This is a genomic window from Protofrankia sp. CiP1_Cm_nod3 (assembly GCF_982290655.1).
In genome coordinates, this window is sequence record NZ_CEVIVD010000145.1 from 1 (window position 1) to 11,556 (window position 11,556).

12 protein-coding genes and 1 pseudogene are annotated in these 11,556 nt (G+C 71.0%); 2 read left to right on the top strand and 11 right to left on the bottom strand.

Annotated features, from left to right (window positions below):
• From AC5LUJ_RS20215 to AC5LUJ_RS20235, 5 genes are all read right to left on the bottom strand, one after another.
• Positions 1-1,565, bottom strand: a 1,565-nt coding sequence (locus tag AC5LUJ_RS20215) for a WD40 repeat domain-containing protein (RefSeq protein WP_493465520.1), incomplete at its 3' end; no start/stop codon positions are given.
• Between the two features lie 164 nt (positions 1,566-1,729).
• Complete coding sequence (locus tag AC5LUJ_RS20220) at positions 1,730-2,323, bottom strand: TetR/AcrR family transcriptional regulator (protein WP_250281332.1); 594 nt, start codon at positions 2,321-2,323, stop codon at positions 1,730-1,732.
• Positions 2,324-2,503: 180 nt separating this feature from the next.
• A complete protein-coding gene (locus AC5LUJ_RS20225) occupies positions 2,504-3,274 on the bottom strand; it encodes an AfsR/SARP family transcriptional regulator (protein WP_250281334.1) in 771 nt (256 codons plus the stop codon).
• A 163-nt stretch (positions 3,275-3,437) separates the two neighbouring features.
• Positions 3,438-3,905: an MFS transporter gene (locus AC5LUJ_RS20230; RefSeq protein ID WP_250281336.1), complete on the bottom strand. Its 468-nt coding sequence runs from the start codon at positions 3,903-3,905 to the stop codon at positions 3,438-3,440.
• Positions 3,863-4,897, bottom strand: coding sequence for an MFS transporter (locus AC5LUJ_RS20235; protein WP_250281338.1), 1,035 nt, complete (start codon positions 4,895-4,897; stop codon positions 3,863-3,865). Before AC5LUJ_RS20235 ends, AC5LUJ_RS20230 begins: the two co-directional genes overlap by 43 nt.
• A gap of 112 nt (positions 4,898-5,009) precedes the next feature.
• Here AC5LUJ_RS20235 and AC5LUJ_RS20240 point away from each other — a divergent pair, with 112 nt between their 5' ends.
• Positions 5,010-5,423: a hypothetical protein gene (locus AC5LUJ_RS20240; RefSeq protein WP_493465521.1), complete on the top strand. Its 414-nt coding sequence runs from the start codon at positions 5,010-5,012 to the stop codon at positions 5,421-5,423.
• 452 nt (positions 5,424-5,875) lie between these two features.
• Positions 5,876-6,250 (top strand): annotated as a pseudogene (locus AC5LUJ_RS20245) (LLM class flavin-dependent oxidoreductase); the annotation flags it as partial.
• Between the two features lie 93 nt (positions 6,251-6,343).
• Here the strand turns inward: AC5LUJ_RS20245 and AC5LUJ_RS20250 are convergent.
• The 6 genes from AC5LUJ_RS20250 to AC5LUJ_RS20275 all read right to left on the bottom strand — a co-directional run bounded on the left by AC5LUJ_RS20250 (position 6,344) and on the right by AC5LUJ_RS20275 (position 11,491).
• Complete coding sequence (locus AC5LUJ_RS20250; protein WP_493465522.1) at positions 6,344-7,783, bottom strand: NAD(P)/FAD-dependent oxidoreductase; 1,440 nt, start codon at positions 7,781-7,783, stop codon at positions 6,344-6,346.
• A 231-nt stretch (positions 7,784-8,014) separates the two neighbouring features.
• Entirely contained in the window at positions 8,015-8,506 is a 492-nt protein-coding gene (locus AC5LUJ_RS20255; protein ID WP_013873759.1) for a DUF3237 domain-containing protein, read from the bottom strand.
• 418 nt (positions 8,507-8,924) lie between these two features.
• The gene (locus tag AC5LUJ_RS20260) at positions 8,925-9,791 is read right to left on the bottom strand and encodes a DUF6390 family protein (RefSeq protein WP_493465523.1); all 867 of its coding nucleotides are present in this window, start codon (positions 9,789-9,791) and stop codon (positions 8,925-8,927) included.
• Positions 9,788-10,888, bottom strand: coding sequence for a hydrogenase formation protein HypD (gene hypD / locus AC5LUJ_RS20265; protein ID WP_493465524.1), 1,101 nt, complete (start codon positions 10,886-10,888; stop codon positions 9,788-9,790). The genes AC5LUJ_RS20260 and hypD overlap by 4 nt, the downstream gene beginning before the upstream one ends.
• A 256-nt stretch (positions 10,889-11,144) precedes the next feature.
• Entirely contained in the window at positions 11,145-11,279 is a 135-nt protein-coding gene (locus AC5LUJ_RS20270; RefSeq protein ID WP_493465525.1) for a hypothetical protein, read from the bottom strand.
• Entirely contained in the window at positions 11,246-11,491 is a 246-nt protein-coding gene (locus AC5LUJ_RS20275) for a HypC/HybG/HupF family hydrogenase formation chaperone (RefSeq protein ID WP_493465526.1), read from the bottom strand. The genes AC5LUJ_RS20270 and AC5LUJ_RS20275 overlap by 34 nt, the downstream gene beginning before the upstream one ends.
• Positions 11,492-11,556 lie beyond the last annotated feature (65 nt).

Genomic DNA, 11,556 nt, shown 5'->3' on the forward strand with positions numbered 1-11,556 from the left:
GGGCGAGAGGCGACGCCGGTTGGGCGAGAGAAGGCGTGAGCCCCTGTATCGGTGGCGATGGCCGCCTCGGTGGTTTCCCCGTCGCCGGTGTCGGCGGTGCCGCTACCAGCGACGCTTACGCCGTTACGGCCGCTGCCGGTTATACGGCCGCCAGCAGGGCCACCACCGACAGTGGTGGGATCGGTGCCGACGGGGGCGGCGATGGGCTTGCCGGTGAGGGTGACCAGGTCCGCGAGCAGGGACAGTGGGGGCCACAGCCCACCGGCTCCCAGCAGGACCAGCCCGGCCGCCGCGGTCCGCAGCGCCGCCGCGGCCGTGCCCACAGCCGCGGGCACCGAAGATATGACCATGCTGGACGATGTGCCCGTGGACGATGTGGCCATGGTGGACGCCGACAGGCGCGGCACCTCCACCGCCCGCACCGTGGCGTCGCCGCCGCCGGTGGCGAGCAGGAGCCGGCCCTCCCCGCCGACGGCCCACGCCACCGACCAGACCGGGCCGGGATAGCCGGTGAGGGTGCGCAGGCAGGTGCCGCCGACCGGGTCCCACACCCGCACCGTGCCGTCGAAGCTGCTGGAGGCGAGTAGCGGAGCCCGGCCGTCACCACCGGCGGCCCACGCAACCGAACCGACTCCGTCGGTGTGGCCGGTGAGGGTGTGCAGGCAGGCACCGCTGGCCGGATCCCACACCCGCACCGTGCGGTCGCCGCCGCCGCTGGCGAGCAGGAGCCGGCCGTCCCGGCCGGTCACCCACGCCACCGTGTCGACCCCGCCGGTGTGGCCGGTGAGAGTGTGCAGGCAGGTGCCGGTCAGGGGGTCCCACACCCGTACCGTGCGGTCGTAGCCGCCGCCGCTGGCGAGCAGGTGCTGGCCGTCCCGGCCGGTCGCCCACGCCACCGAGTTGACCCCGTCGGTGTGGCCGGTGAGGTTGCGCAGGCAGCTGCCGGCGAGGGTGTCCCACACCTGCACCGTGGCGTCGCGGCTGCCCGCGGCGAGCAACGGCCGACTGTCACCGCCGGTCGCCCACGCCACCGACATGACGCTACGGGTGGGACGGCGGGTCATGGTGTGCAGGCAGGCGCCGGTGAACGGATCCCACACCCGCACCGTCGTATCCTCACTGCCGGTAGCAAGCAGCAGCCGTCCGTCGCTGTCGGTCACCCACGCTACCGACCAGACTCCGTTGGCATGGCCGGTGAGGGTGTGCAGGCAGGTGCCGGTGAACGGATCCCACACCCGCGCCGTGGCATCCTCACCACCGGTGGCAAGCAGCAGCCGCCCGTCCCGCTCGGCCGCCCACGCCACCGACATGACCGGGCCGGTATGGCCACCGGTCAGGGTGGTCGACGATTCGGCGACAGCGACATCACCTGGCGCCCACGGCTCGTCCCGCCGGGGAGCTGGTTCGGCCGGCCGCGCGTCGTCGGACAGGGGTGAGACCCTCGCGGGATCACCCGTGCGGCCCACGGTGCGGGCATGTGTGACCGCCCAGGCGCGTAGGGCGGCGTCCACGGGCGGGGTGGTGCTCGCCTGACCCGTCGGACCATTCTCCCGCTGCTCGTCCACGCCGCCTCGCCGCCCCGCCAGTGCTGTCGCCCGCCGACACCTGCCGACGTCGCCCCGCGGCGATCAGCGTAACCCCGGCGCATGCGGATCAGTTCGGTCAGCCGGCCGCCGGCGGCTGACCGCGACCGGCCAGCGGCCCGTGACAGCCTGGTGACGGTGCACTGTCAGCGGTCCCGGACGGTGATGCCTGCCAGGATCAGGTGGAGGAAGCGAGTGCTGCCGTCCCTGTCGGGCAGTGCGTTCTCCCGTACCCATGCCGCGCCGCCGAGCAGGTCGAACAGTTCCTCGGGGGTGAGGTCCGCGCGGACCCGGCCGGCGTCCTGAGCCGCCCGCAGCAGCTCCGCCCCGCAGCGGTGCATAGCCATGCACACGGCATGTGACGGTGTGCCCTCGTCGTACATGCTCTGCGTCAGGATCTCGACCAGCCCCCGGAAGGTGCTGAAGTGCTCGATGGCGTTGGCCATCCAGTCCGTCAGCGCGTGGAGCGGGTCGACGCCGTCGGCCCGCATGCCCTCGGCGCGCGCGACAAGCGCCTGCAGACCGTCCCTGGTCGTGGCCTCGACCAGACAGGCCCGGGTCGGGAAGTGCCGGTAGAGGGTGCCGATGGCGACCCCCGCCTGGCTGGCGATCTCCTCCAGTGACGCGTCGGAACCGGCGGCGTCGAACGCCTTGCGCGCGGCGCTGAGGATCGCGTCGTAGTTGCGTCTTCCGTCAGCCCGCTTGGGACGGTGGGCGATGTACGGTACGGCGCCTCCCATCGGCCCTCCTCTCGCGTCTCCCCGCTGGCAGCCTGAGCATTTCTCATGTTGGGAGCGCCCGGCAACAGGGATCCGATCATCAGTCGAGACAAACAGGGCGATCCACGACGTCGGGATGGCAGGGCCACCGGTCCACACGGCCACGCAGCCGGGCGGCCACGCAGCCGGGCGGGAAAGAAGTCAGACCTGTCCCGTCACGGCATAGTCGAGACTGTCGTTCAGGATGGCGTTCTGGAGTCGGCGCATCGTCTCACCGGGCTCGAGCCCGAGCTCGTCCCGTAGTACCCGCCGGGTGTGCTGGAACACCCTGAGCGCTTCGGCGCGGCGGCCCGACCGGTGCAGCGCGAGCATCAGCTGTTCCCGGAAGGCCTCGTGCAGCGGGTGCTCCTCGACCCAGTTCGTCAGGTCGCCCACCAGCTCACGGTGGCGTCCCGTCCGCAGCAGGCAGTACGCGATCGACTCCAGGCATTCCAGCCGTATCTCCTCCGCCCACCGTACGAAAGTGGTTGTGGTCGCGCCTCTGCCGATCCCGGCCAGCACGGGCCCGCGGAAAAGCCGCGACGCCGCGGTGAAGCTGACGAGCGCCCGCTCCGGATCAGGCATGCGGTTCTCCCGCCCGCGGGCATGCGACACCCGTAGTTCGCAGGTGTCCAGCAAAGCCTCGTCGACCGCGAGCAGATAGCCCTGCGGGTGCGTTACGATCACCGCGTTGCGCACCCTGAAATGGGCGAACATCTTACGTAGATGAGAAACGTAGACGTGCAGTCCGGCGCGCGCCCGGCGGGGCCGTTCCTCACCCCAGATCTCGCTGATCAGCTCCTCGGAGAAGACCGGGCGGTTCGCGCGGATGAGAAGCACGGCGAGCAGGGTCTCGATTTTGGCCGCGCTGATCGTCCTCGGACCGTCCCGGTCGCTCACCAGTTGGAGAGGGCCCAGCAACTCGAATCTCACGGCTTCTCTCACGACTTCCACAGCCCTGTCCTCTGCCGGATGAAGCCCCGTCCCGCGCGCAGGACGGGACGGATGTGGATGACGACGGTGCGGCGGGCCGGAGCCCGCTTCGCCTGACGCGGCACCAGCGGCGTGGTCGGGATACATGTGGGCGGGGTATCCGTCAGGCTCTCTCGCCGGCGAGCTCGGGCCGCGTGACCGGCTTCCTGGCACCGGTCAGCCCGAACACGGCCAGCGCGAGCGCTGTCGCGGTGTAGCCGACGCCGACGTAGAACGCGATCCGGTAGCCGTGGACGACGTCGGTGGCGGTGCCGGCCGTGCCGGCGGTCGCGGCGCCGAACACCGCCACCAGGATGGCCAGCCCGATCGAGCCGCCCAGCCGCTGCGAGACGTTGAGCACCCCGGCGGCGGCGCCGGCGATGCCGGGTTCCACGTCGGCCAGCGCGATCCGGGTGACCAGGGCGAACTGCAGCCCGATGCCGGCGCCGAAGAGCGTCATCGGCCCGAGCACGGCCGCGAGGTAGGAGCTGTGCTCGGTGATCCGGGTGAGCCAGACGGTTGCCGTCAGAGTGGCGGTCGCACCGACGATCAGGACGGGTTTGGCGCCGAACCGTTCGGACAGCCCGGACACCAGTGGGAGAACGCGAAGATCCCGATGCCCCACGGCACGAACGCCAGCCCGGCCTGGAACGGGGTCAGCCGCAGGATGTTCTGCAGGAACTGGGTGACGAAGAAGAAGATGGCGAAGATCGACCCGCCGAGCAGCAGCAGCAGGTTCGCGCTGACCCGGTTGCGGTTGCGGAACAGCGCGAGCGGGGTCAGCGGCGCCTCGGTCCGCCGCTCGACCGCCACGAAGGCGACCAGCAGCAGCACACCCACCACGGTCAGCGTCAGCAGTTCGGGCCAGCTGCCGGACGAGCTGCGGATCAGGACGTAGGTCAGCGCGGTGACCCCGAGGGTGGACAGCAGTGCCCCGGTGACGTCGAAGCGTCCGCCGGCCCGGTCCGACTCACGGATATGGACGGTCGCGAGCGCCGCGACGAACACTCCGATCGGCACGTTGACGAACATGGTCCAGCACCAGGAGGCCCATTCTGTGAGCACGCCACCAAGGATCATCCCGACCACGCCGCCGGCCCCGGACACCGCGCCGTAGACGCCGATGGCCCTGGCCCGGGCCGGCCCGGCGAAGTTGGTGGCGATCAGAGCGAGCGCGGTCGGTGACGCGACCGCGGCACCGACGCCCTGCAGGGCCCGCGCGGCCACCAGCGCTCCCGCGTTCGGCGCGAGCCCGGCCAGCAGCGAGGCCAGGGTGAACAGCCAGACCCCGGCGAGGAAGACGCGTCTGCGTCCGAGGATGTCCCCGGCCCGCCCGCCGAGCAGGAGCAGCCCGCCGAAGGTCAGCGTGTAGGCGTTGAGCACCCAGGACAGCCCGGTCGGTGAGAACCCGAGGTCGAAGCGGATGTCGGGCAGCGCGATGTTGACCACGCTGGCGTCGAGCACCACCATCAGCTGGCTCACCGCGATCGCGGTGAGGAGCAGCGCCGGCCGGCCGCGCGGAGCCGAGCCGGTGGCCTCGGCGGCAGCGATGGTGGTGGGCGCGCCACTGGGCGAGGCAGCCATCAGCCCTCCGTTGGCAGTGAGACGTCGGCAGCGGGAAAGGACGGGAGAGGTTACGGAAGATCGGAGGAGACCCGAGGCCGGTGGGGACTGCCGGGCGCTGGCCGACGAACGCGTGTTCGTGCCCGCCCACCGGGTGCTGCTCGGCGTTCTGGGCCGCGCGGCCGGGCGGGGCGAGATCAGGGCCGAGCTGGTCACCGACCTGACCGCGCTCGGCCTCGGCGGCCTGGCCGGCCCAGTAGCGCAGCCGGTAGAACTCGCGCGCGGGCACCGGCGCGAAACGCCACGCGGCCGGGTGCCAGCCGACACCCTCCAGCGCGACGGCGAGATGAAGCGGAGCGTGACCTGCCACGGCTCACCACACTTTCCGGGTGTCTCTGGCACCACCACCGGTACGGCCACCGGAAAAAGATCTCCTGATACCGGCACGTCGATACGGTCGTGGCGGCTGGTAAAGGCGTGCGCGGCACTCGGGAAAAGCCGACACGGCAGTGCCCCCACCAGACAACACGGCCTCCACGAAAGCTGACACGAATAACGCGGCCGACACCGGATCCGGTCTTTTACGCGGCCTGCGACTGGGCGGATCTTACAGTCGGCCGAAGAGCCGGACAAGAGGCCTGGCGGGCGACATGGCCATCATTTTGGTACGGCTTTAGAACTGTTCTGGAACACGTAATACAAAAGACAACGGAACAGCGGTACGGTGCTGGGCGGGGCCGCCCCTGAAAAGGCCGCCCGGCCCAGCAGCCCACCAGCCCACCAGAGCCAGTCGAGGAGCTCGATTGACCGCGCTGTCCGTGCTCGACCAGGGGCCGGTAGGCCGCGACACCGGCCCACGGCAGGCCATCCACGACTCCGTCGCGGTGGCGAGGGAACTCGACACGGCCGGCTACTCCAGGTACTGGGTCGCGGAACATCACGGCACCGCCAGCCGGGCGGTCTCCGCGCCGGAGGTCCTCGTCGGGGCCGCCGGACGACGTGCCGCTGCCCCCGGTGTACCTGCTCGGCTCCAGCGCGTCCGCCGCGCGGACGGCCGCCGCTGTCGGCCTCCCGTACGCGATGACCGCCGGCTTCCGCGACCCGGCCCTGGCCGTCGAAGGGCTGCGGCTCTACCGGCAGCGGTTCACCCCGACCCGCGACGGCGATCGCCCGTACGCGATCGTGGTGCTCCGGGCGTGGGTCGGTGACGACCGGGAGCACGCCGAGGCGCTCGCCGCGCCGGAGCGGCTGGCCAACGTGTGGCAGCTCGCCGGTGCCGCGGCGGCGCTGGTACCGGTGCGCGAGGCGCTCGCGTACCGGTTCAGCGAACCGGAACGCGCCGTGCGGGACCGTCTTGACCTGCGCTCGGACCTGGTCGGCGCGCCTCACGGCGCCGCAGCGGTCGAACGTCCCGGCGTGCCGGCCCCGGCCCCGCGAAGCCGCACGCCCATGGACGAGAAACAGCCCTCACGATGCCGGCTGGGGCGCGGCTTCCGCCTCGGCCGTCCGCGGCCGGGGTGGCTCCCCCACCGACCAGCCCGGCCGTTCGGACGGCGCCCAGCCGTCGTAACGGAATCCGCCGAACCGGGTTTCCCAGCGAATGGCGAGCTCCGTCGGGATCTCGCCCGCGACCTCCCGCAGGATGCCGCGGCGGTCCGCACCGGGGGCGGCCAGCGCCCGGACCAGGCCACGCACCATCCTTGACGGCCCGATCACGTGCTCGACCTTCCGCGTCCGGTTGAAGGTGTCGCTGAAGTCCGGCCGGCCCTCGCCCCTGTCCCCGAACGTCCGCAGAACCTCGCGGATCAGCGCGGAGGGAGCGTCCGGACGGGACTCCCGGTTACCCCAGTGATAGCTGCTGCGTGTGTCGTCGTCCCGGTTCTTCTCCCACGCACGGAGAGCTCTGTCGAGCGCAGCCCGATCGTCGAGGACGGCGTTGGCCGCCTCGCCGAGAAGCCGCCCGTGACGCAGGGCGTCACGCTGTCCCTGACCTGCGACAGGATCCTTGAAATGCCCGGAGTCACCCGCCAGCGCCCACCCGGGTCCGCTTGACCGCCGGTAGTAGGAGGCCAGTTTTCTGGTCGACCGGAGCTGGCTTACGTTCTGGGCGCCGCTGATCCGCTCCGCGACCTCGGGCTCCTCGGCGACGGCCTCCTGCCAGAACCGCTCACCGCCCTGCTGGAAACGGGGAATGTCGTCCGCCGGGGCCATGAACACCACGAGCAGGCGTCCGCGTGGGCTTGACGGCAGAGTCAGAACAATGCGCGGGCCACTGCGGTATATGCCGTAGATCTCGTGGTGGATCGTGTCCACCGCGGGGTCGTCCATGTAGCGGAAGGCGAATCCCCGCCCGTTCTTCGACCCCCGATAAGGTGTCCAGGCGCCGACGGCCGCCGCGGTCCTGGACTGCCTGCCGTCCGCACCGACCACGAGCCTGGCCCGGATTTCGTACTTCCGCCCGTCGTGCCGGTAGCGCACACCGACGGCTCGACCGTTCTCCCAGAGCACGTCCTCGAACACGGATTTCTCACGTACGTCGGCACCGGCCTCGCGGCAGGCGGTGACCAGGCACACGTCCTGGTCGTACCGCGGAACGCAGACCCCGTAGTCGATCCCGTCCACCGTGGCGAAACGCTCACGTAAACGAATATCGCCGACCGTGACACCCAGATAACGGGCCTGCGCGGGGCCGAGCTTCAGAATGTGCGGCAGCGCGCCCATGCGTTGCAGTTCCGACACCCCGCTGGGTACCAGGACGTGCGTCGACAGCTGATCCGACGGGAAACTCGTCCTGTCCAGCAGGATCACTTTTCGCCCGGCCCGCGCAAGCGGCACCGCCGTGGCCGTACCGGCAAGTCGCGCGCCAACAATGACGACATCGGCATCTTCAGCACCCGTCAGGGTCACAACGCCTCCCAAGGCATGCGCTACGCGTCCGACCATAATCTTCCGTGCTCTGGCACGCTCCCCTCATAAGGGTCAACCTGGTGCCTCCATCGGGATAAAATCCCTCCGGAGAGGCCCGTTCACCCGCCCCGGGTGAATCTCGGTCGGTCACGCCCGGTCGACTGGCCGAGTCGACTCGCCCTGTCAACTCGGCCAGTCGATTCGGCCAGTCGATTCGGCTAGTCGATTCGGCTAGTCGATTCGGAAGACACCGAACTCGATCGCGCCGTTGACAAGACGCCCACGGCCGACGAACACACGGCGCTGCAGCCAGGCGTATCGCTCGTCACCGGTCTCGAACCGAAGGGTGATACTCAGATACTGGTCGGTGTGGCTGGTCGTGCCACCGGTCTGTAACGCGGTCCCGACGGCCTCGTTCATCTCGACGAGGCCGGTGTACTGGACGTAGATGGTCGCGTCGTCGTCGGTACGCCACAGGCCCCGCACGTCGATACGCCCGAAACCGTCCAGGCCGATGAGGACCCAGTCGCCGCCGCTGTCCGCCAGCACATCGGCGTTGATCCGCCTGCCTGTCACACGGCCGCCGGCGAAGCCGAAGAACAGCCGGGTTCCGAAGGGACCGGTTCCGACCGCCAGCGGCGGACTGAGCTCGGCCCGATAGACGAACTCCTCGGCGACGGTCAGAGCAGCGTCCAGACCAGCATCGGTGGCGGTCTCGCTCATCGTTCTCCTCAGGGTTGTGAGTACTCGTGCGCGGACAGCGGACGTGGATGGTGTCTGCTGGCCTGGCCCACCGCTCGCGGGAGACGTTCCCGAGTTCGCTCGAGCGATCGCTCCCCAGGCCGGCGTCGACCCCCGCGACGGGAACCCCGTGGACGAGCGCCGTGCTCACGCGACGCGGATGACCAGCGGATGACCATCCGCTCGGAAGAATCTCAGGTGGCGCCAGGCAACGCTTTGACCTATGTCACATTTTGTTGACAGAACGGTATGATGGTTGGACCAATCATGTCAACCGATCCGCACAGCCCATGTCAGCCCACCGCCAGCGGTGGGCAGCGGCGATCAGCGGGCAGCAACAGCAGGCCAGAAGCCGGAGGCCGGAGGCCGGACGTCATGGGCAGCGCCGCCGCGCCACCCGTCAGGCGTCGTCCCGCACCTGTCGGGTGAGCGCTTCCCCGGCCGGGCCGGCCTCCCGGGTGCGGGCCAGCCGGCGGTTGGTGAGCTCAAGCTGGGTCACTGTGTCGCGGCGCAGCGTCGTGGCCTGCCCGTCGGTGAGCCGGCCGCTGACCCGGTCCCAGTGCAGGGCGACCCACTCCCCCGGTCGCACGTCGGGGGCGAAGCTGACACCGCCGGTGACGAGCGCGACCCGCAGCGGCCGGGGCCCGGACAGCCCGAGCCCGCCGTTCTCCCAGGTCAGGCCCGCGGAGCGCACCACGACATGATCGCCGTCGCGTTCCGTCACCTGCCCCCAGCGAATCCGGCAGCTGTCCAGCACGTGCAGTGGCCAGGTGGGGTCCGGCGAGTCCAGCAGCCGGGACCAAGGGTAGACCCCGAAGACGTGGAAGCAGTGGTTCGGCGCGACCTCGTCAAGGATCTGCGGGGTGAGGTGCCGCCAGTACCACCCGGCCTGCGGACCGATCACAGCCAGCAGCGCCGCGCCGAACTCGCGGGGGTCGACCGCCTCCGACACGCCGCCGCCGAGCCAGTACGCCTCGACCACCCGGCGGTCGAGCGGGTCGTCGATACCGGTGAGCCGGGCCAGGATCCGCAGGTACGGCCATGCTCCGTGGAAGCGGCGGGCCAACGCCCGCAGATCACCCCCTGTGGCACCAGCTCCGCCAGCTCCGGCGGAGTCGGTCGCACTCGCGGCACCCGTCGCACCGGCGGCACCGGCGGTCAGCAGGGCCCGCGGCGCGTCGGCCGGGCCGCAGTAGCCGAGCTCGTTCGGCGCGTAGGCGTAACGGGCGAACATCCGCGCGCCGTCCTCGTCACGGGGCGCGCTCACCGCAGGGCCATCCGTCCGAAGGTGTAGTAGGCCGCGCAGGCGCCCTCCGAGGAGACCATGCAGGTGCCGATCGGGGTCTGCGGCGTGCAGGCGGTGCCGAACACCTTGCACTCCCACGGCTTGAGGACGCCCTTGAGGACCTCCCCGCACTGGCACGCCTTCGGGTCGGCGACGCGGACGCCGGGCATGTCGAACCGCCGCTCGGCGTCGAACCGCGCGAAGCCGTCGGTCAGCCGCAGCGCGCTCTGCGCGATGAAGCCCAGCCCACGCCACTCGAAATGGGGCCGCAGCTCGAACACCCGCACCATCAGCGCCAGCGCCTGGGGGTTGCCCTCCTCGCGCACCACCCGGCCGTACTGGTTCTCGACCTCGCAGCGCCCCTGCCGGATCTGCCGGAGCAGCATCGCGACCGCGGCGAGGATGTCCAGCGGCTCGAAGCCGGCCACCACGACCGGCCTGCCGTACGTCTCGGGGACGAAGCGGTACGGCCGGCTGCCCACCACGGTCGAGACGTGCCCCGGCCCGATGAAGCCCGACAGCCGCAGGCCGGGCGAGCGCAGGATCGCCCGCAGCGGCGGAATGATCGTGACGTGGTTGCAGAACACGCTGAAGTTGGTCAGCCCCAGCTCCCGGGCCCGCAGCAGCGTCACCGCGGTGGACGGGGCGGTGGTCTCGAACCCGACCGCGAAGAACACGACGTGCCGGTCCGGGTTGTCCACGGCCACCCCGAGCGCGTCCAGCGGCGAGTACACGAAGCGGACGTCCGCCCCGCGCGCCCTGGCCTCCAGCAGGCTGCCGCGGCCACCGGGCACCCGCATCATGTCGCCGAACGAGGTGAGGATGACCCCCGGCTGCTCGGCCAGCCAGATGGCGTCGTCGACCCGTCCCATCGGGATGACGCACACCGGGCAGCCCGGCCCGTGCACCAGCTCCACCGACTCGGGCAGCAGGTGCTGGATGCCGTGCCGGTAGATGGTGTGGGTGTGGCCGCCGCACACCTCCATGAACGCGTAGCTGTCCGTCCCGGCCAGCTCCGTGATGGCGGCCACCAGCGCACGCGCGGCCGCCGGATCGCGGAACTCGTCGACGAAACGCATCGGATCCTCCTCGCGGTGACGGCTGACGGCTACGGCCGGCGAGCCGGAACGATCTGTACGGCAGCGGTGGAACCGGCCGCGGCAGGCGTGGCAGACGCAACGATCCCGGCAGATACGGCGGCCCAGGCGGACACGACGGCCCAGGCGGACACGGCGAGCAGGGCAGGCACGGCCGACACGACGGGCACAGCCGACGCGAGGAGCGTGGCCGACACGGCGAGCGCGGCCGACACGGTGAGCGCGGCGAGCGCGGCGGTCAGGGGATCGCGGACGAGCCGAACGCCTCGATCTCGTCCTGGTAGGCCGCGCCCAGCTTCTCCATCGCCTCGAGCGTGCGCGTCGCCTCGGCCTCGTCGATCACCGCCAGGGCGAACCCGACGTGCACCAGCACCCAGTCCCCGACCTGGGGCCGTCCGCCGCGACCAGCCGGATGCTGATCGTCCGCCGCACCCCGCTGACGTCGACCGTCGCGAGATGCCGCTCCGCGTCGACGATCTCGACAAGCCGCCCGGGAATCCCCAGACACATCAACAGCCTCCTCACGCTACGACGCAGTGCCACCACCTGGCGACACCCCTCTGCCCACCCGCCCACACCTCTCATCACCCGGCGCGGCGGGTCGCGCCACGGCCTGGCGACCACCTGCCCCACCCGCACACACCTCTCAC

Excerpts from the sequence above, each read along its gene's own strand:
- AC5LUJ_RS20220 (WP_250281332.1), bottom strand. The coding sequence starts at position 2,323 with ATGGGAGGCGCCGTACCGTACATCGCCCACCGTCCCAAGCGGGCTGAC.
- AC5LUJ_RS20235 (WP_250281338.1), bottom strand. The coding sequence starts at position 4,897 with ATGGCTGCCTCGCCCAGTGGCGCGCCCACCACCATCGCTGCCGCCGAG.
- AC5LUJ_RS20255 (WP_013873759.1), bottom strand. The coding sequence starts at position 8,506 with ATGAGCGAGACCGCCACCGATGCTGGTCTGGACGCTGCTCTGACCGTC.
- hypD (WP_493465524.1), bottom strand. The coding sequence starts at position 10,888 with ATGCGTTTCGTCGACGAGTTCCGCGATCCGGCGGCCGCGCGTGCGCTG.
- AC5LUJ_RS20275 (WP_493465526.1), bottom strand. The coding sequence starts at position 11,491 with ATGAGAGGTGTGGGCGGGTGGGCAGAGGGGTGTCGCCAGGTGGTGGCA.